This window comes from Pedobacter sp. AJM, from assembly GCF_002197755.1.
Lineage (GTDB): Bacteria > Bacteroidota > Bacteroidia > Sphingobacteriales > Sphingobacteriaceae > Pedobacter.
The window spans coordinates 760194-781172 of sequence record NZ_NHOT01000001.1 but is presented as its reverse complement, the minus strand read 5'-3'; the positions used below and the strand labels follow the sequence as shown (position 1 = coordinate 781172).

The 20979-nt window shown below is 37.6% G+C and carries 20 protein-coding genes; 14 read left to right on the top strand and 6 right to left on the bottom strand.

Annotated elements, in window-relative coordinates; all coding sequences use genetic code 11:
• Positions 1-69 precede the first annotated feature (69 nt).
• On the top strand, positions 70-354 hold the full coding sequence (locus CBW18_RS03410) for a putative quinol monooxygenase (protein ID WP_088299821.1): 285 nt from the start codon (positions 70-72) through the stop codon (positions 352-354).
• Positions 355-357: 3 nt separating this feature from the next.
• Here the strand turns inward: CBW18_RS03410 and CBW18_RS03405 are convergent, their stop codons facing one another.
• The 4 genes from CBW18_RS03405 to CBW18_RS03390 all read right to left on the bottom strand — a co-directional run bounded on the left by CBW18_RS03405 (position 358) and on the right by CBW18_RS03390 (position 4288).
• Positions 358-831, bottom strand: coding sequence for a CAP domain-containing protein (locus CBW18_RS03405; RefSeq protein ID WP_088299820.1), 474 nt, complete (start codon positions 829-831; stop codon positions 358-360).
• Positions 832-895: 64 nt separating this feature from the next.
• Positions 896-1720, bottom strand: a complete 825-nt coding sequence (locus CBW18_RS03400) for a glycoside hydrolase (RefSeq protein WP_088299819.1) — start codon at positions 1718-1720, stop codon at positions 896-898.
• Between the two features lie 517 nt (positions 1721-2237).
• A complete protein-coding gene (locus CBW18_RS03395) occupies positions 2238-3377 on the bottom strand; it encodes a hypothetical protein (RefSeq protein ID WP_088299818.1) in 1140 nt (379 codons plus the stop codon).
• A 17-nt stretch (positions 3378-3394) separates the two neighbouring features.
• A complete protein-coding gene (locus tag CBW18_RS03390) occupies positions 3395-4288 on the bottom strand; it encodes a TssN family type VI secretion system protein (protein WP_088299817.1) in 894 nt (297 codons plus the stop codon).
• Between the two features lie 115 nt (positions 4289-4403).
• Here CBW18_RS03390 and CBW18_RS03385 point away from each other — a divergent pair, with 115 nt between their 5' ends.
• Positions 4404-5342 carry a type VI secretion system baseplate subunit TssG gene (locus CBW18_RS03385; protein ID WP_088299816.1) on the top strand — a complete coding sequence of 313 codons (939 nt, stop codon included), beginning with the start codon at positions 4404-4406 and terminating at the stop codon, positions 5340-5342.
• Positions 5343-5361: 19 nt separating this feature from the next.
• Here the strand turns inward: CBW18_RS03385 and CBW18_RS03380 are convergent, their stop codons facing one another.
• Both CBW18_RS03380 and CBW18_RS03375 read right to left on the bottom strand, forming a co-directional pair.
• Positions 5362-7227: a type VI secretion system baseplate subunit TssF gene (locus tag CBW18_RS03380; protein ID WP_088299815.1), complete on the bottom strand. Its 1866-nt coding sequence runs from the start codon at positions 7225-7227 to the stop codon at positions 5362-5364.
• A gap of 27 nt (positions 7228-7254) precedes the next feature.
• Positions 7255-7689, bottom strand: a complete 435-nt coding sequence (locus CBW18_RS03375; protein ID WP_088299814.1) for a GPW/gp25 family protein — start codon at positions 7687-7689, stop codon at positions 7255-7257.
• A gap of 171 nt (positions 7690-7860) precedes the next feature.
• Here CBW18_RS03375 and tssO point away from each other — a divergent pair, with 171 nt between their 5' ends.
• The 12 genes from tssO (at position 7861) to CBW18_RS03315 (ending at position 20974) form a co-directional block, all read left to right on the top strand.
• The gene (gene tssO, locus CBW18_RS03370; protein ID WP_088299813.1) at positions 7861-8382 is read left to right on the top strand and encodes a type VI secretion system TssO; all 522 of its coding nucleotides are present in this window, start codon (positions 7861-7863) and stop codon (positions 8380-8382) included.
• Positions 8383-8391: 9 nt separating this feature from the next.
• Positions 8392-8877 carry a type VI secretion system transmembrane protein TssO gene (locus CBW18_RS03365; protein WP_088299812.1) on the top strand — a complete coding sequence of 162 codons (486 nt, stop codon included), beginning with the start codon at positions 8392-8394 and terminating at the stop codon, positions 8875-8877.
• Between the two features lie 44 nt (positions 8878-8921).
• Entirely contained in the window at positions 8922-9899 is a 978-nt protein-coding gene (locus CBW18_RS03360) for a PKD domain-containing protein (protein WP_088299811.1), read from the top strand.
• Between the two features lie 38 nt (positions 9900-9937).
• The gene (gene tssR, locus CBW18_RS03355; RefSeq protein ID WP_088299810.1) at positions 9938-12313 is read left to right on the top strand and encodes a type VI secretion system protein TssR domain-containing protein; all 2376 of its coding nucleotides are present in this window, start codon (positions 9938-9940) and stop codon (positions 12311-12313) included.
• 5 nt (positions 12314-12318) lie between these two features.
• Positions 12319-14835, top strand: coding sequence for an ATP-dependent Clp protease ATP-binding subunit (locus tag CBW18_RS03350; RefSeq protein WP_088299809.1), 2517 nt, complete (start codon positions 12319-12321; stop codon positions 14833-14835).
• Positions 14836-14890: 55 nt separating this feature from the next.
• Positions 14891-15337 carry a hypothetical protein gene (locus CBW18_RS03345; RefSeq protein ID WP_088299808.1) on the top strand — a complete coding sequence of 149 codons (447 nt, stop codon included), beginning with the start codon at positions 14891-14893 and terminating at the stop codon, positions 15335-15337.
• A gap of 18 nt (positions 15338-15355) precedes the next feature.
• Positions 15356-16747: a DUF5458 family protein gene (locus CBW18_RS03340; RefSeq protein ID WP_253248952.1), complete on the top strand. Its 1392-nt coding sequence runs from the start codon at positions 15356-15358 to the stop codon at positions 16745-16747.
• A gap of 202 nt (positions 16748-16949) precedes the next feature.
• Entirely contained in the window at positions 16950-17522 is a 573-nt protein-coding gene (locus CBW18_RS03335; protein ID WP_088299807.1) for an NAD(P)H-dependent oxidoreductase, read from the top strand.
• 291 nt (positions 17523-17813) lie between these two features.
• Complete coding sequence (gene tssD / locus CBW18_RS03330) at positions 17814-18209, top strand: type VI secretion system tube protein TssD (RefSeq protein WP_029281978.1); 396 nt, start codon at positions 17814-17816, stop codon at positions 18207-18209.
• A 131-nt stretch (positions 18210-18340) separates the two neighbouring features.
• Positions 18341-18736 (top strand): type VI secretion system tube protein TssD, encoded by a 396-nt coding sequence (tssD, locus tag CBW18_RS03325; protein ID WP_088299806.1) that lies wholly within the window; start codon positions 18341-18343, stop codon positions 18734-18736.
• A gap of 876 nt (positions 18737-19612) precedes the next feature.
• Positions 19613-20380, top strand: a complete 768-nt coding sequence (locus CBW18_RS03320) for a hypothetical protein (RefSeq protein ID WP_088299805.1) — start codon at positions 19613-19615, stop codon at positions 20378-20380.
• Positions 20381-20383: 3 nt separating this feature from the next.
• Positions 20384-20974 (top strand): hypothetical protein, encoded by a 591-nt coding sequence (locus CBW18_RS03315; protein WP_088299804.1) that lies wholly within the window; start codon positions 20384-20386, stop codon positions 20972-20974.
• Positions 20975-20979: the final 5 nt, after the last annotated feature.

The following is a 20979-nucleotide window of genomic DNA, read 5'->3' as shown; positions in this document are numbered from 1 at the left end:
TGAAAAATGATGTAGAGATCAGAATTTTTAGGTTACATTTAGCACACTTATTTTTAAATACTGAAATATATGAGCATTTACCTGACCGCTATTATTAAAAGCAAACCGGAAACAAAAGAAGAATTGAGCAAGATACTGCTTAATATGGTTGTACAATCCAGAAAAGAGATCGCCTGCGTGCAGTATGATTTACATGAAGATACTAGTCGTAATCTATTTATTTTCCATGAAGAGTGGGCCGATGAGGCCGGCTTGGATTTCCATAATCAACAAGAATATCTTTTAGATTTTGTGGCCAAATCAAGTGAACTAACAACAGATATTGTAATTCATCAAACAAATAAAATAGCTTAAATTTTATAATGAAGCGCCAAATGATATCGCCCAGTAATTCTCGCTGAAGCCAATACCAGCTTCATTACTATTGGCATCCATCATCGCTTTGCAATGGCTCGCGCTTTTTTTCCAGGCGTTAATTACTTCGTCTGCATTAAGATATCCTTTGCCTAAGTTTTCACCTTCAACATTACCTTTATAGCCCGCTTTAAAGGCACGTTCTTGAGGAGTAATACCTTCAGGTGATATATGTTCGAAAAAATTTCGTTGATCCATATCCTTTGCATGTGCCATGGCCGCACTCTCCAGTTGACTGTTTAAAGATAAGGGAGTCACAGGCGGCATGTAGTCACTTCCACAGTTGCAGCCCGATTGCCTTAATAAATTAATTTTCTCCAGGACAAGGTTAAAGTCTTGTAGGGGCAGTGCAATTACATCTTTCTTGCATTGCAGAAATATTATGCAGCAAAGCATACAGCCAATGATGGGTTTCATTTCTGAAGTCTTTATTATTTATTGAAATGGAGGTAGCTTAAGGATACCTCCATATTTTATTTTTTTAAAAGGCTCTTTCCCTGCCCATATATACATTCTTAATACGGTATAAGGTATTCCCGGTCGGACCTGGCGAACCACTGTCACCCTCCATTTGCATATTAATAATGAGCCACATAGGTTTGTTAACCGCATTACTTAAGACATGTCTAGCGACCCAGTTGTTGTCAATATAATAATGACATTCTACATCAGTCGCACTTATTTTATTGTACCAGCATTTATAATTATGATAAGATCCGGCGTTGGATACATTTGTCAGTTTATTTTCCCACGCACCATCGTAAGTATTTTGCCAATTGGTAGAATTTCCTTTAAATTCCATGATATCACTTTCCGGTGGCCATGAATTTACTCCCGTAATCCAGAAAGCAGGCCAGGTTCCTCTCGCTGTAGGAACGGCAAAATCTCCAGAGATGGTATAGCTTGGAAACTGATCATTAATTAATACCTGTTGTTTAGCATGGCATGCGCCTGAATTATACCAGATGGCTACATTGGTAAAGCCATTTGCTGTACTGTTGCCTGGTGAACTTGCCAATCGAGTGGCAGTGATTGTAATTTCTCCACTACTTAGTGCAATCTGGCTATGGTTTGTACTGCTACCTGCCATGCGAGCAGAGCCATTATGATCAGTGCCCCAAGGATAGTTATAATTCCATTTTGCTTCAAAATTACCGTAACTGGCAAAAGAATTACCATCTACTAAAGTCTCCCAGGCCTTTACGCGCTCTGTCACAACTGGTTCCCGATCTTTTTTGCAAGATAGCCATATTGCGGATAAGCAGGTTAATAATAGCATGGCTTTAAATGTTAGGTGTTTACTCATCTTTTTAAATTTTAGGTAAATATTTGGTTAGTTTTTGAGCTGATGAAGATTTACTTTTTGTTCTTTAGCCACGGATAAAATGAATTTATATTAAAATTTATAAATTCGATTTTGTCATTTTCAATCTTCATTGGAAATATCTTTGATGCTATCGTAATACGTTTATACCTTACATTAAGGTAGTTTTAGGCTACATTAATTTGTATTTAAATATAGGTATATTTTGTTATAAAGAAAGTGTAATGTAGTGGCTTGTTGATCAGCAGATAAATGCCAATCGCCTTGATGCCTGAGAAAGCGATTTAAAGAAGTGAATTATACAAGAAGAAAGCCCAGCTGTATTCATGATTAAACCGAATAAATTTGTGAGTCAAAGATTTCAAGAATAATAATTTAATCTGTTCCATTTTAAATAAAAAAACCGATCAACATTTAGCATTTAATGATTTAGGCTTTTTTCTTACGCCCAATCATTTAAACTGAATATTGATCGGTAATTTACCGTTTTGCTGCTAATTTAATCTAAAAGCGTCCAGGTTTTTCTGGCCTGCACCTGTTGCACAACTTGCTGTTCTGCAACCACAATGTTTTCCTTGCGCTGACCGATATATTCCAGTCCGCTGAGTTTATTCCATAGTGCAACCAATACACTTAAAAAGTCGTTAATGGTAACCATCGATTGGTTAATCTGCTTATGGTCATAAACAATTTCAATTGTTTTAGCCAATAACTCTTCAAAATTTCCTGGAGTTACATCCTTCCATTCATAAAAGTACTTTAATAACTCTTCTCTTTCTTTAGAGTCAATTAATTTGATGGCCGTGAAAAAGATATGTGCCAGACTGGAAAAATACCCTACTAAAACAGTTGGAGATTCCCGGTAAGCAACATTTCGGTATTCATAAAAAATACCGGCAATAAAATCAACAATTTTTTCAGAAACCAACCTGATATTTTTACCTAAAGGAGTGATGTTATCCCTGCCTCCGGTCTTATCAATAATCTTAAAAGAAGCCAGCTGCAAATCGTTAAGCAAGCTGTTAAATGTTTCATAATAGCGGATTAATGCCGGGTGGCTGGTAATGGTAGAACTTGGTGGAATATAATTTTTATTGATGGCAATCCTCCCGTTTTCATGATAAACCTGGCCGATTGTCAGAAAATAATTATCGGGCAACTGGCTAGCGATTTCGTTTTCCGGAAGAACAACAATGCTGTAAGCTTTAGCCAGTTCAGGATAGCGTATAGGGCTCTCTTCCGGATCTGGCGTACCAGCCGGCACCCGGTTAAAAGGATTTACAACCAGTAAAATGTAATAATTGCGGGGTTCTGATTGGCCGAAATAATGACTATGGGTCAGGTTATCCATGCTGTCATTCTGCAAAATATCAATATGACAACCCTCCGGTGTTAATGCATTGCAATGTTTCACCCTGATTTCGATATGATTGGTCGCCTTTTCTACGATTTCAATATCATGAGAGTTAGGATATCCTGCAAGTGGCGGTAAGAATCCATAGTTGGCATTATTGATATTAAGGGATATGGCGTCCCTGACAAAATCCTGTAAATAGAGATCGTTGGCAGTAAAATGATTACTGGATAACTTCATTCCATTAATCCAGTTGATCGATTTATGTTTTAGTGGCTTAATCATGGTAGCGGTTTTAATGGTTAGATAAAGATAGCACTTTCTCCTACTTCATTTGGCTTGTTAACGTTTTCGGATACACGTTTAGCATAAATGGTCATTTTTTCTGAAATGCCGTTCTCTGTGATGTCTAAATCCGGGTCAATAAAAATATTCCTTTTAAAGAATGATGTTTTGATAAAGAATATCCACTTGTAACCATCCTGGTCTTCATCTCTGAATTCAACAGGGTTTTTAGCAAATTTAAGGTTATAATCATCAATGAATTTATGAAACCAGATACCAAAGTTCATATTTTCAGGTGCCTTAACTTTAACTTTTAAAGGTTCAGGATCACTGCTTTTTTTATAAAGTTCAAGCTCCAATACCAGTAACTTATTAAAATCTACATGGTCCATGTTAATGTCCAGAGGTGTTGCAGGGTATTTCCAGATCTTGTAAATTTCTGACGGGATGCCCAGCAGGGAAACATATGCCCACCAGAACATGAGCGGTACAAAGAACCAGGCAATACTTCCGGCTCCCCACCAGCCAAAATGAACATTGCTTAGCCAGTTAAAAGCCAGTTGATATAAATAAAGTGCCAGAATAGCTGAAACCAGCGTCGCGAAGAAAATAAATACCTTACGTTCCAGTAGCTCAGTGGCGTAGTGCTTGGTGAGCAGATATACAAAAACGGTACCGGTTAAAATGTAAAAAATACAGCAGATGATGTAGCCCCAAGGCATGAAATTAAAATTCAGAAACCCTAAAAAACCGGGGAGTGCTAAAATAATGCCGATAAGCAGAACACTTACAATAAGTCTTTTGTTATTAAGAAACTGGTTCTTTTTATTAATGATAGAGAGTACGCTGGCCGAGACAATGAAGATCAGCGGAAATAGCAGATAGCGAATAAAAAATGATTGAACGTCCATTAATTTTTTTAGATGTGATGTGTTACAAATATAGTATCTTTAGTAGTTGATTGTAATCCTATTTTTTTCTATAATATAAATTTAACCTTAACAAATAATCTAGCTTAAAGTTTAGATGAAAAAAGAAACTTTGGTTCATAATGAACTCTTTACCGATTATAAAGCGATTGCACATGCTGCCGACCTGATAGAACGGGAGGTCATTGCTGCCGACAGGATTGAAATTATTCCCATTGGACCGGATAAGCGCGCTTTTGCAAAAGATATCGAAAACAGTGAAGTTTATTATTCTGAAAAGAGAAGGCAAGACCGCATCCGCATCAGCGCCAACCGGGAAAGTTTATATGATATGTTACCTGAAGGACTTTTTCACCGTCCACCTACCGGAAGCGCGGGGATGGATGAAGAATCCATGATTAAGGATATTAAGGACAGGAGGGAGGAAGAACGGCATGCCAGGTTGTTTTTTACACCTTTTGATGCTGAAATCAATCATGTCAGGATCATGACCGAGCTTTATGAAAATAAACTTGATAAAAAAACCACCTATGCTGATTTAAGCCAGATCTTCGAATTTGGCTGGGATGAATTTAATTTGTTAAATAAAGAGCAGAGCATTATCTGGATGCACCTGCTACCTGAAATTCAGCAAAAAAGGAATGATATCGATTTCGTATCTAAAGTACTTACAGCCTTGTTTAATCTGCCGATTCTGCTGGTAGATGCTTCGGCCAATGTTAGCCCTGTAAAAATAGCGGATGACATGCAGATGCAGCTGGGGCAAAGTGCCCTTGGTATTGACACCATTATTGGAGACAGCTTTATGCCCGACAACGAAGCTTATCACATCAATATTGGACCAGCCACCCCGCAGGAATTGATTAAGTTTATTCCGGGGCAGCCAAACCGTGCTATTTTAGATATGGCCATTAGCTACCTTATACCAGTTGATGCTGACGTAAATGTTGAATTACTAACGGCCGCAGACTTTCAGGAAACCTTATTAACTGATGGTGGCGAAAGTGCCTATCTGGGCTACACGGTTTATATTTAATCCTGTTTTAAACACGTAATTATATTACTTTATACACGGAAGGCTTTAATAACATCCGGTAATGTATGTTCATCGTACTTCTGAGTTTTAATTTAGCCAGGGTTAAACTTAATAGTTCTTCCCAATCTTCAGCAGTCAGTTTTATATTTTCGGCAGGCTCAATAATAATATCTGTTGTTTTAATAAAGCCCGCATTGGGTTTATGGTCCATCATAATGCCTTTGGCCAAAGTAATTCCACTCAGTTTCTCACCCAGTTCATAACGGCAAAAATTAATGACATCAGCTTTGGTGATAATCCTGTCTGCCGTAGTTAAGCCATACTTATAAGCCTGTACCCTGTTGGTGGCATTTAACTTTGTGCGGCCTCCTTTTGTCTGGCTCAGTAAAAAGATACTTTCGGCATTGACTTTATTGTTCTCATAAACCACCAACCGGCTACCTGCATTAATGTGGTTGGCTTCTTCAGCCTGTGTTACCCAGATATCTACAAATAAAATATCAGCATCATCAATCGGTTTTAGTATGATGTAACTTGGCAGTTCTTTAATATCTTTCAGCGCCGAACGGCTTTTTTGTTCAATAAGGGCAATGTTTTGTTCTAAGTTTTTGAGTATGGTGCTTAAAAAATCAGGGCCATAGGCAGAGAAAGCAGCTTTTTCATCTCGAAGCAATTCAAAAAGATAGTCAACGAGCTCTTTTGCATTCCTCGTATCGAAGCGTTCTGTTCCACCATACCTGATGGAAAATGAGCCATCACCCTTTTCATTCTCGTTGGTAAAGGGAATTTCATTATAACTATGCCCGTGGTTATCTTGCAGGTTTTCTACTGCAAGCATTTGATCAAGGGCTTCTGTTTTAATCGGGATAATGTTATTCATCGTTTTAAGCCGGTGTTTAATCTGGCTTAATCTCTTATTAACCACCGGGAATGCATTGATGTAAACATGAAGTTCATTCAGCATTTCCTGATTAATTACCGCCGGAAAAATTACTTTCAGCCATTTTACATTTTTATCGATCTGATTTAAAGCTGCGGGCTGGAAAATGTTGCCCAAGGCAGCAGGCAATTCCTGTTGATCATCGATGTTGAAATCGTTAAGATCGCCCAGTGTGAGAAACCGGTTACTGTAAAACTGCAAAATATCCGCTTTAATGAGATTAAGCAATTGCTTGTGATGGAAGGGGGCTTCAACTTTACCTGTTAAAGGTTCATCCATAAATCGTTCTGTATAAGCACTGAGTTCGTTATCCTTATAAAACCATTTTCCCAGTGATAACAAATCATAGGTATTTTCAGGTACCGAATAATTCTTCCAGTCGAAAAATAAATTCAACTTGTTAAAATCCATCCAGTTTTTAATCCCGCTTAAGCCAATATACATGGTATTCTTTTCTATTGAAAAGCCAGGAAGTGTATTTAAGAGCGGTTGTTTACTTGTATTTACGGTATTAAAAAGGGTATTTCCGGTTGCAATATATTTTACAGTGGCATTATGAACTTTTATAGTATGCAATGGACTAAAAAAAATGTCTGTTTTTTTAGCTTTGTCATTTTCCTGCTGAACGCTTTTCTTAAAAGCAAACTGGGTGTATGGCGAAAGGTAATCTTCATCTTCAATAGGCCTGGCTTGGATAATGGCATGGGCAGGCAACGAAGAAGTCAGGTGATCAGGTGCTAAAATCCGGCTGATCTTATCAAAAATTCTGTTTTCCAGATTTTTAACATCATTGGCAACATTAAAAAGTTCGTTACTTAAGGCTTCAATAATTAACCTGACTAACGGATCAAAATCATTACTGTCTTTAATATTCCAGAAATCTTCTGCGTTTTTTAATATTCTATTTCGGATTTCATCTTTTGATGAATAAAATACTGGTTTCATGTGTAGGATAAATGAGTCGTTTTTAGATTAGGTTGAAAGTGGGCTGAGGAATAAAGCGGTATTAAAAAAATATTTTTCTCCGGTGGTTTTTATCTTGGCCCTTACCGTGATATCAACCTTCTTTTTAATCTCTGTTATTTTGCGTAAAGGATATACATTTTCGACCTCTGTAATACGTACTTCTACTGCAATATGATCTATTCTAAATTCATAATCCGAGATCGATTTAAGCAGGGATTTGCGGAATTTTTCCTCCCAGAGGCTTTCACTTACAATTAACTCAAAATCAAGGTCCCATATCTCACAACCAAAATCGTTACGGTAGCGGTGCTCTCCATATCGTGTAAAAATAATCAATTCGATATGGTTCGATATAGACTTTCCAAGATCAGTGGATTGAAGTCCACTACCTAGAAATAGGGAGTTAAATCTGAAGGGTTTATTGAAAAAAAATTCAGACATAGAAAGTTGGCTTAAAGTTTGTTAAAAGTAATTTAAAATAATCGTTTTTATATCCAAACACAAAATATAAAAAATTGTTATTTGCAAAGTTGATTTGAAAAGGCTTGTGTGATTAAGTGATGTTGATTGTCAGATTAATTATAAACTATTTTAAGTGAAACATAAAGCTCTATGAAACCCATTAACGCCGTCGAAATCAGGAATGCTTATACAAAGTTTATCCTGAATTTTTTGATCCTCACTGTTTTTTCTATTTTTTCTATTTTTCTTTTTTTTGCAGCCGCTGATTATGAATATGCCCTGCTGGATAAAAAAGTGAAGGAAACAGAAAAGTTATCTTATTTAAGAAAAGACATTAATACCAACTTTGACCTGATCCTGGTTCGTTTTAAAGAGCTTGCGCAATACCGGGCTTACAATGCCAATGAAATGAGCAAGCAGGCTATTCTTCTTGCTGATATACAGTCGGCCAACAACAAAATTAAAGATCTGATTTCCAAAAAAACGGAGGATAGTCCAAGTTTTAACTTGTATGGTAAACTAAACAATAACGTTGGTGCAATGGCTGATTTGCAGGATTCGCTCATCCAGTCGAGAGGCGACATACAGCGTTATAAAGAGCAAATAGACGAATGTCAACAGGCCAACAGGTCTGCAGCAAACAGAATCAGAAACGGGCGATTCGGCCGATAATAGTTTACCATGATAAAATTAAGCATTAAAGAAAGACGCGAACAATTCTTGTTTTTTACAGCGTTGTTTGTTTTTACCGTAGGGCTGCTGAGCTTTGGTATTTTCTACAGCAACCAATCGCGATATGAAATTTCGAAAGAAGATCTTGAAGTTAAAATCAATGAAAATGAAGTATTTGAAAACATGGTAAAGGAAACCATGCCCACCATTGATACCACTTTTAAGCAGATTACGCGCTATAATCCAAACGTACAGGCCGTTTTTTTAAAGAATGACATTCAGCTTTCGCTGGGCTCTATAAAATCAGCATTCGACCGTAAAGCATCCGATTCACGCTACAAAATATTCGTTCAGACGGCACAGTTGTATGACAGGTTATTTTACGACAGGCAGGAACAGAACAGAAATATATCGGATATTGAATTGCACAAAAGACAACTTGACGACTGCATTACCAACAGGCGACAGTTACAACAAACGATTTCATCAAGATAAACCATCTAATTCCTTATCAAAACAATAAATATAAAACGCTAACTATGTCTGACTCAAACACCAAGCAGGTTAATTCAAATTCACAAGGCTATGTTATTTTATACATCTTATTGGCTGTATTACTGTTAACAGGCCTCATCTTTTTGTTTAAAAGCTCATTGTTCGAAAAAAGAGCAATTGAAGCCAGAATTCTCAAAGACGAGATTTATTTAAATGAAGATTTAGTTTTTACCGATAATACCCCAAATGCCAAAAAGTGGCTATGGGAATTTGGTAACGGCGAAAGAGCCACCACAAAAACGGGATCTTATCATTACACTAAACCGGATACTTACATTGTACGCTTAACGGTTGACGGAGAATTGCGCCAGGAGTTTCCGATTACGGTAAGAGATACTGTAAAAACGGTCGTTACAGATAGTGTGCTCACCATCAGCGGGCCTACTGCAGGTTTGGTTAATGAAGAAATCAGATTGGAAGGAGACGGGGAAGGAAAAGATTTTGAATGGTCTTTCGGCGAAACCGGAAGGGTTGATGTGAAAGGTAAAACCGCTTTGTATACTTATCGGGCACCAGGAAAATATGTGGTTCGGCTGCGGTCAGACAAAGCACGTAAACCCGCTTATTTAACCGTGTTGATTACTGATCCTAATGCAGAGATTGTAGACGATCTAGTGGCGCCAGGTGATGGAGAACGCAAAACGATCGATGATATCAGGGCACGTTTACAGGCGATCGCAAACGGAGCTGATTTTAATTCCAACTACTATTACCTGATTAACAAATACATGTGTGGCAATGAAAAAGTAACCGTTAATGTGGAGATGAACGGAAAGAAAAAACAGACTGATATTTATTCGTACTGTATGGGCCTAACCTTCGGGGGAGAGATTGCGGTAGATGAAGCACAACTTACCATTAAACCAAATTCTACCTGTGCAAGTTTATTAAATATTAAACAACATTCGGGAACCGTCCAGCCTGCAGCAACAGCCACTGCCGCTACTGATCAATCAAAATAGATTAACATCTTAACTTCTAAAGCTCATCTGTAAGAACTATGAAAAAATACTATGCCTTATCCATCCTGTTGTTAGGAATATCGTTTGCACAGGCACAATCGCCGGCAGCATTTGGCAAAAAAGTAAAATATATGCCTAAGGCCTATGAAAGGCCTGCAGAATCCATCAATGTAAATGAAAATACCAGCAACAGCCGTTTGCCCTGGATTGTGTTTTCAGATCGTGAGGACAATTATACCACCACCGCTCCGGGTGGTAGCCTGATCATGAAAAAAATAGGTTTTATGGAGCCTTTTTATGTATCAAAACAAGAAAACGGTTATCTGAAACTGATCAAATACAAAGCAGGAATGATCAGGGGCAGAAAAATTAATGATAAAAAAAGTGCCATCAGCTATGGCTGGATTGCTAAGTCAAAACTGCTTTTATGGCAACGCGCATTCTCTAACCAAAAAACAGGTTATGCCGAAAAATCCATAGGTATTGTAAATGGTAAAAATGCGTTAACTGAACCAAAATTCTATTTTGATACCACAGATTCCATTCTGGTTTACAATACCCCCGAACTGAAGGACAGACGTACAAAAGTAAGACTGCATGAAATAACTTATATTTATAAAAAATCCGAAGATGGCAAAAAATACCTGATTGGTTCTGACGATCAGCTTGTTGCCGATACGGCCTTAAAAAGTATTTATGGCTGGGTTTCATCAGAAGCCGTGCATAACTGGGGAGACCGCTTGTATATCACTTCGGCAAAACCTGGTGATGATAACAGCAACGATTCTACCGCAACAGCCATTAAAAGTGGAATGGGTAAAGGAACCGATTTTGTGATTGACCCTTTGCTGCCACGGGAAAACGTTATCCTAAAAAGTGTACCTGTAATCACCAATGAAGACAATGCGTACACCGTGGGGATAGCGGCAGATGTTTACAACAAGAAGGACAATAAAATTTTAACGATTAATGGTTCATCCCTTTCCTATCAGGATTACCTTAAACTCCGTAAAAACAAGAATAAGATCAATGTGCTGTTTGTGGTAGATGGCGGAAGTTCCATGACGAAATATTTATCCGGAATGACCAATACCATTGCTTCATTTGAAAATACCATGGGCGATTTCGGTAAGGGTACAAATATAAGCTATGGCGGTGTAGTATACCGCGGTGAATCTGGCTGCGCGCTTCAGGGAATCTTCGTCAGCCCGATTCAGAATGACTACCGGAAGTTAATGACCTTTTTATCCAACCAGGCCAAAAATACGTTGAGGTGTAATGGAGAAGTAGCTGAAGGACCTGTATTTGATGGCTTAAAAGCAGGCTTGAGCCTTTTTAAAGCCAAAAAGAATGAAACCAATCTCATTATCCTGGTGGGTAGTACAGGGAATATAGGTGGTACTAATAATTACCTGATTAATGAATTAAGTGAGCAGGTTGCCCTTGCAGATGCCCGGATTTTGGCACTTCAGGTATATAGTGATTTCAATCAATCGTTCAATAATTTTGTAATTCAGGCGCGTAAACTGGTTTCTGAATCAGCCATCCGTTCTGCTGAATACAGAAAAAACACCATGGTTAAAGGTGAAGGCTTAAAAAGCTTTCAGCCATATAACACCAGTCTTCAGGATTCAATCTCTTACTATCTGGATTATCCTAAAAATAGTTTGATCCAGGGAGGAGTGGTATTCCCAACCAAAGGATCTGTAAATTCAAACCAGAGTATGACGATAGCCTTACGCCGTTTTGTAAAAGAAACCAATATGGATATCGAAAATCAGATCAGTTCGCTAGATAGTGCATTTCGTTTAACCGGTATTTCCCGTAAAAATCTTGCTGCTGATGTGGAAAGCCTGCTACCGCCACCAGTGGGTGCAGAAGTAGCAGACCGGATGCCGCATAATGCCTTTAAGTATTTCAGTACGGCAAACTTATCTGCTGATGTAGTGAAAAATAACCGATCAGCTTTGCAATATGCGATTGTGTTAAATAACATGGAATACAAACAGATTCTTGATGTTTTTTCAATCATGCTGGGCGAAAACCTGCAGGCAGATCAATCATCTTTCAGAAGGAAACTGGTTAAAAACTATATTAAAATGCCAAAGCAATTGTTGGGCATGAAAGTATCTTCTGGTGAGATAAAAGCGATGACACTGGCTGACTATGTTAAATTAGTAACCGGATTACCATTGAATAATGAGTTTTTAGCTAAATATAAGGTCAATGATTTAAAGAGCACTTCCAAAATGCCACTGGATCAGTTTGAAAGTTATATCAAACTACTAAATCAATCCGTTCAGCAAATTAAGAGAGCGACACAGATAGAACAGCAGTTTTTATCTAATGGTAAAATATATTATTACATCACTGAAAATAATTTTAACCCGGCAGTTGTGCCAGTAACCAATTAAGGGATATGGCGATTACAAATTTAAGCGAGTCAGTTAAAACAGCCCTGCACATTGCACAGTCGCTGGCTAAGGAGTATAGAAATGAAGTATTTACCGCTGCGCATCTGCTCAAGGGTTTAATGCATAAAGATGTTGGATTAAGATCATTTATTACCGCTATCGGAAAAGATGAAGAATACATCAGTGAATGGGCAGAGGTAAGGATTGAAGAACAGTCAAAATCTGCAGGCCTGAGCGATACCGTTAGTGGTGCCCCTGAAATCGCTGTTATATTTGAAGAAGCGGATAATGTACGTATAAAACTCGGGCTCGATTTAATTACTCCCGTTTGTGTGTTAACGGCACTGGCAAAGCCGGGAATAGGTTTTCAGCCAGATCAGTTAAAATCTTTTCCGATTAAGGAACGCGAAATTTTAGACCTTTATGTTAAAGATGAGGAAATTTCAAGAGTAGTTTCTCCTGATAAAGCCACTGCCGGAACCGAAAATAAAAGTACAGGCAATGCCCTGTATAAATATTGTATAGATCGCTTACAAATGGTTCGGGATGCTAAAACAGATCCGATAATTGGTCGTGATAAGGAAACCCGCATGATGATGGAAATTCTTTGCCGCAGAACCAAACCCAACGTCATTCTTACAGGCGATGCAGGCGTAGGTAAAACAGCTTTAGTTGATGGATTTGCTATCGATATTGTAAATCAGAATGTGCCCGACAGTTTGAAGCCCGTACAACTTTTTGAACTTGATCTGGGATCGCTAATTGCCGGTGCATCATATAAAGGGGAAATAGAAGATCGTTTAAAAAACATCATTAAAGAAGTAAAGCAGTTTGAAAAAGCAGTACTATTTATTGATGAAATCCACACCTTATTAGATAGTAAAGGGCCTTTAGGTGCCGGAATTGGTAATTTATTAAAACCAGAACTGGCCCGTGGAGAAATTACGGTAATTGGTGCTACAACGATTGATGAATACCGGAAAATTATTGAACCGGAACAGGCTTTCAGCAGGCGTTTTGAAGTCCTTCAGGTGAATGAGCCGAATGAAGAGAGCACCATCAAAATGTTGCAGAAACTCGCGGTGAAATACGAAGAACATCATACCTTAAGTATTGAACCGGATGCATTGGGTGAATGTGTTCGCCTGGCCAAGCGATACATGAAAGACAGAAGACTGCCTGATTCTGCATTTGATTTACTGGACAGAACCATGGCTGCCATGAAAATGATGAATGACACATCTGATCAGGTAATTGCAAGTCTGGAAACGGACCTTGTGGCGCTGAATGCAGATGAAGAGAAATCAGAGGCGGATCAGTTTGCCGATTACAAATGGCTATTCTCTTTACTTCAAAATAAACTGAGCCCGGTTTTATTGGGCCGCTTAACGGATGAAACCCAAACAGATGCCTTTGAAACGGCTGATGAATACCAGGGTTATATCAATAGCAGTCTGCAGGAATTAAAGAAATATGCTGCTGAAAAGAGCGATAGGATCACTAAACAGGATATTGCTTCCATTGTGGCTTATAAAACTGGCATCCCAATGGGTAAACTGCAGGCAGGTGAGAAGGAAAAATTGCTGAATATGGAGCAATACCTTAAAAAGCGTGTGGTAGGTCAGGATCAGGCACTCAAGGCTGTTTCAGATGCTATACTGGAATCAAGAAGTGGGCTAAATAAAAAAGGACAGCCAATCGGGTCATTCTTTTTATTAGGTCCAACAGGAACAGGTAAAACCGAATTGGCCAAATCAATTGCCGAATTTTTATTTAATGATGAAAAGGCAATGATCAGGTTTGACATGTCTGAATTTAAGGAAGAGCACAGTGCGGCCTTACTTTATGGCGCGCCTCCGGGATATGTGGGTTATGAAGAAGGTGGTTTACTGGTGAATAAAATCAGACAACAGCCCTATTCTGTATTATTATTTGATGAAATAGAAAAAGCCCACCCTTCGGTTTTTGATACCTTTTTACAGATTTTGGATGAAGGTCATATGCACGATCGTTTGGGTAAGGAAGGAGATTTCAGCAATTCATTAATCCTGTTTACCTCTAATATCGGCAGCGAATGGATTGCCGAGCAAATTGGTAAAGGGGTTATACCGGCCTCAAATCAACTGATGGAAGTTATGGCTGGCCATTTCCGCCCGGAGTTTTTAGCCAGAATTTCGGAAATTGTGCCTTTTGCCCCGATTAATGAAAGTAATGTGGTCCGTATTTTCGAGATCCAGTTAAGCAGTCTGGTACAATCACTGAATAAAATGGGCATCGAATTTGAAATCGCGGAAGATGCCAAGAAAATGATTGCTTTGGATGGCTTTACCCCTAAATACGGCGCAAGGCAGCTTTCAGCCGTGATCAGAAATCTTTTGCGTCGGCCGATCTCTAAATACATCATTTCTGGTGAACTTAAAAAGGGATCCAAGATCGTGGTGAGTAAACATCCTGAAGAAGATCAGCTGGAATGGAATATTATTCATCCTGAAGCATCAATATTGGAACAAAAATTGAGTTAAAATGTTAACTACTATATCATTATAAAATTTAACCTTAAACCTAAAACAGCATACTATGTTTAACTATGAAATTGGTGGAAACGAACGAAAAATCGATACATCAGAAGCATTCGCAGAAATTGCCCACAACAAAACGCTTTTTGTACAAAAATTAACAGATAATGAACCCATTAAGCCAGAAAAGGTTGAGGGTTTAAAAACCGTTAAAGAAGTGTTTGATCACTACAAGCCCAATGTTAAAGTGGCTTTTGAGAAACAAGACGGATCAACCGTTGGTGAAACCATCAACTTTAATGACATGAGTGATTTTGGTGTGAAGAATATCATCAACCAAAGTAACTATTTAACCAATGTGAATATTGAAAGGGAAATGTCACTTAACGTAATCAAACAACTGAAATCCAACAAAACTTTAAAAGCTACCCTTGATGATGAAGAAACTAAACATGCTTTCATTAGTGCTTTGAAAAATTTTGTAGATGAACTGGAGCAAAATAAATAATCTAAACGCCAAGAAAACATGTCAAATCCTCAAGAATTAAACGCAGAACAAAATATATCCCAGGAAGCAGGCTTCAAACCGGCAGAAGGCAATAAGATAGCGAAAACATCACTTAAAGAAAACTTAGAAAAACTGGCCAGAGTAGGTGGTTTTGATTTGTTGGAAACTACGGTTGATGGCCTACAGAACTTAAACCCGGAAAGAAAAGCCAGAAAGCAAATCTTTTTAACAGGAGATGAGAAAAGAAAGGAACGTGAAGAACTGAAAAAGAAAATTCAGCTCTGGATCGACGTACTTGAATCTTCTACTTCTGTTGCGGATATGGTGGAGAAGAGTACCGAGAAATTAAACGCTGCGGAACAAAACCTGAATAAAAATATTGGTACAGCTTTAGAAAGTTCAAGAGAACTGGAGCAGGCATACCGGTCGGTTCACTTGTTTTACAAAAATACAGAAGCCGATAAGCTTAAAAATGTAGTGCTGTTGAACGCTTCAATGGATCAGATTAAGGATTTGGATAATCCTCGTTTTATCGATTACGTTGATGATGAGTTGAAGCAAAATTACGACCGTTTAGATTTACGTAAAAATTATTCACTAATGGTAGTGCCTGGTTACATGGGATCTAACAAAGTGCTGGAACGCTGGGGTAAAATTGCGCACAACAATAAAGCCATGCTGGTAACAGATTTCGCCGATTTAGACCAGCCGGATGATGTGCTGGATCTATTTACGGCTGCTAATTTCACCGGTGCTGATGCTTTCCGTTCTAATGTTATTATGACCTGTAACTGGTTAGTAGGCAGAGGTAAAGTGGCGGAAGTAGGTGAGGAAGATGATTTAACAGTTCCGGGGTCTGCTGCATTAGCCGGAAAAATGTACTATACCTTAATGTCTCAGGTTACAGCCGGTAAAAAACATGGTGCCATTAATGAGGTAGACGGCGTTAAATTTGATTTGAAGAAAAGCGAAATCTCACATTTGGAAAGAGTAGGATTAGTGCCAATGGTTAATGAATATGGAAAAGTAATGGCATTCTCTGCTAAAACTTTATTTAATGGCGATAACATCGGCCTGCAAACTTATTCTGTAGTAAGGGTATTTGATTACATTACCAAAGTGTTATTTGATTTCTTAAACAGAAGAGCTTTTGAAAACTGGACATCAAAGACAGAACAGGATTTACGTGGACAGATTGTGAAGTTTTTGGATGGTATTCAAGGTGCTGATCGCTTAATTGAACGTTTCAAAATTATGCGTTTCGAACGTGATGAACAACAAAAAGACAGAATTCATTTAGATATTCACATTACCCCATATTTTCCTGCAAAGAGTTTTGTAGTGAAATTAGACGGTCATAAAGGTGAAGATGAAAGTACTACCTGGGCATCTGAATACAATCAGCAATAAGAGAGCCTGAATGAATTCATGACAGGTTAAATGTGTTTTTAAAACAGGTTTACTGCAGACCTGGATTGATGATATTTATTTTTGTTAAGGTAAAAAACCTGGTCAGTCTGATCAGGTTTTTTCGTTTTTGATGCATGAGGTTAACAAAAACTTTATAGTTTTGTAACATCTACCGCCTCAAAAGCTAAATATCAACATATAAATGAAGCAAGTACTTATCCTGAATGGGGATATAGAAAAGACGGTATCCACAGATTTTTTGATTAATGCCTATAAAAAAGGTGCTGAAAGTGCTGGTGCAACAATTAGGGAAATTGCCATTATTGACCTGATCTTTAATTCCAATAAACTTTTTAATAACAGACAGATTGCTGAGCTGGAGCCTGACTTACAAAAGGCTTTAAATGCCATCAGACAGAGCAGCCATATTGTGCTTTTTTGCCCGGTTTATGTAGATCATATACCTGCCAAAATCAAAGGATTTTTTGACCGGTTATTTATGCCTGATCAGATTTTTCTGACTCAGCAACAAAACATCAATAATAACTTTAGCGGGCGTTCTGCCAGGATTGTTTCTATTTTAGATGAAGCTACTTTTAAAGAATGGAAAGCAAATAAGAAAACAACATATCTCGCAATTAAAAAGGCGGTGTTTGAAAAATGTAAGATAAGCCCTGTATTAACCAATACCATGGGCGAATTACATTCTCTTGAAAATCATTATAGCCAAAAATGGGTGGCCAAAATGGAAAAATTCGGATTTCAATTAATTTAGTAGACAAACCCACAGTGGAATAACATGCCCAAAAGTGCTACATATTGTGGAGAATTACTACAATCAGCATTTTTGTTTTATGAAGCATATTAAAGTCTTTAATTATTTTTGTAAATTCTTTACCATAAAAATCTTGTCGCAGGCGTTTGTAAAAGGGATATTTGTAACATTACTTTTATGGTTTATCAAATTTTGAAATACGTTAACTGATTGCTGGCCTGATATTTGGTTTATGTTTTGTGTTGTAGCAAAAGCTACATTAACAAATTTTAACCTTTAAATTTAGACCCTATGGCTTTCAAAGCTAGATTGAATTTTTCGGGCAAGGAGTACGATGTGCTTCATTGCGCCTATGCATTAAACCGTGATGTAGATGCTAAAGGAAGACCCTCTTCCGGAGTTTATGGCGGTACCATTGATATTGAGATCGAGTCAACCGAAGACACCTCCATTATCGAAGCGATGGTAAACAACCAGTACAAACCCATTACCGGAACCCTTCTGATTAAGAAAACGGAAGAAGATGCCAAAATGAAAGAAGTGGATTTTGAAGATGGCTACATTGTCAAGTATTCGGAAGGAATCAACATTGTGGGCGATCACCCGATGACACTTAAATTCCAGATCTCGGCCAGAAAGCTGAAACTCGGAAATGCAGAGCATCTAAATGATTGGCCTAAAGCGTAAAGGAAGTAGAAGATAAAAAGGTTGAAGGGATAAAGGTTAATTAGATACCGGATGCCCACGACCATGATCTTCGACACACGCCAACCGCTAATCACAATTCATTTTTTCAAAAACATTTAAAACTTACCAAAATGGCATTTAAAACCAGATTAACATTAGGTTCAAAGGAATTTGATGTTTTACAGTGCAGCTTTTCATTAAACAGGGATGTAGACGCTAAAGGCCGTCCGTCATCAGGTGTATATGGTGGTACCATTAACATCGAAATTGAATCAACTGAAGATACTTCAGTAATCGAATCAATGGTGAATAACCAATACAAACCACAATCAGGAACGATTGTCTTCAAAAAAGGCGAAGAAGATGCTAAAATGAAAGAACTAACTTTCGAAGATGGCTATATCGTTCAATATAGTGAAGGTATTGCTGTGAATGACAATACACCAATGACACTTACTTTCGTGGTATCAGCTAGAAAACTCAAACTGGGTAATGCAGAACACGAAAACGATTGGCCAAAGGCTTAAATTATATTTTAATATAAAGATTAGAAGCGATTGGTATAAGCCAATCGCTTTTGTTTATCACATTATTGAAATTTAAACCACTAATCTAATATTCGAAACAAAACCACTCTACTCTGATATTTGAGCTTGAATTGTATTTAAGAATTAATATAATAAGCTTTTTAAATATTTAATTCTGTGCAATTAGTATCACAATACTTATTTAACTGAGCACTGTAAGTGAATTGGATTTTGTTCAGATCAACATCGCATGCCTTTCTGAATGAGTTTCAGTTGATTTTTGATCCACCAATGGAATGATCTAAAAGGAGTGGCTAACGCTCATACAAGTTCATAAATTGATTGCATTGTTCAGTGTATAGTGTTTGAAAAATACATTCATTAAAAGCCAATAGGATAATTAGCATTCTACTGGAGCGAAATTAACTGTTTTATAATATATACTCGTTAGCCATTATATATGAGTAAGATACATTGAATTTGGCTTGGTATTTGGGGGCAATAGTAATGCTGAAATTACCAAAGTTTTAATTCTAAAATTTAAAACTTTGGCTTTCAAGGCTAGATTTAACTGTGATGTGAATGCGCTAAAGGGAAGTCTATCATTCGCAGTCTTCTGTGGCGGTGTGAAGTAGAATATTGAAATCGGATGCCTTAATATCGGAGCGATGGTCAATAAACAATACAAGCCTATTGCCGGAAAGTACTTGATCTGGAAATAGGGAAAAAATACCAGAATAATAGAAATGGTTTTAAACAGGATGATATGGTAAGGTATTCCGAAGGAATAATATTTTTGGCATCACCTGATGCCCATGAAATTCCAGATATCCATTGAAGGCACTTATATATCTTTCACCTAATGATCGTTTACTAATGAAAAAGACCAAAACCATAAAAATAGTAAAGCCATCACAACCAACAGACCTGGAGTACATCAAAATGTTTGATGATTGTGTTATTGACTCAACTAAAATTGGAACAATTGATAAAACGATAGATGACAATATCAATGCCAACAGAAACCGGTATACTGATATTTCCAATCAGGTATCAGGCAATTCTTTGGCTTCGCCATTTGCATCCGGGTCTTTATTTGAGCCAGTTCATGCATTCAATTTAATTAAGCCGCTGGATACACCCATAGGCCTTTTTCAGGCCAATCCAGCGGAAGAACCTTTTCAGGATTTTGTGACAGGCTCATCAAAAATTCCATGGTACTTTATAGCTTGTACACATTATTTAGAATGTAGTTTTGATTTTAAGAAGCATTTGCATAATGGAGATCCTTTAACAGGTTATACCAAACGGGTACCCGCTAACAGGCCAAAAGTAGGGCATGGGCCTCCTTTTACCTTCGAAGAAAGTGCTATTGATGCTTTAAAGTTTAAAAAATTTAATGAAATCACCAACTGGAGTCTGCCAACAGTTTTGCGTCAACTGGAAGCGTACAATGGTTTTGGATATTTTAAGTACCATAGCATTAATTCTCCCTATCTGTGGAGTTATTCCAATCAATATCAAAAAGGAAAATATGTCTCTGATGGGAAGTTTGACGCAGAAGCGGTTTCTAAACAAATGGGCGCAGCAGTTATTCTGAAAAGAATGGAACAACGCGCACTGATATATATACCAAGGCACTAATATATGAACTGGATTAAAAATTTAACAGCCATAGTGGTTTTGCCTTTTTTCATTTGCTGCACTACGGAAAACGGCCGGGGGCAGCAAATGATGAATAAACAAGCAGATCAGAAATCGCATCGATCCTTGTCTGAAAAGCCTTTGACCAGTTTAAGTGATGAGCAGGAATTCAGGAGAGTACTGGAAAGTTTAAAGCAAAATCTAAGGAAGAAAAGTTTAAAAAATGTTTCTGCCTTATTAAATTATCCTTTTTATACCAGTCATAAACAAGCCTCTAATGGCATTGGAATACCTGATGATCCCATCAATCTGTCAGAATTTAATACGTATAAATCTGCTATTTTTAATACTGATGTGATGCGGATTCTGCCTTTATGTAAAGAAGATAACTTATCTGAAATTGACGATAAAACAGATGAGGTTTATTATCGTTCACTCAAAAAAATAACTGATGCCGGCAGTAAAATGTATGAAGTTTATATGCAATACCCAGAACGCGGTACACAAGCTGAAAGTTATTTCAGCTTTATCTTTGGCAAAGTAAATGGTAAATTTAAAATGTTGGCTACCTACGCTAAGTGGCCTGTTAAATAATCTTC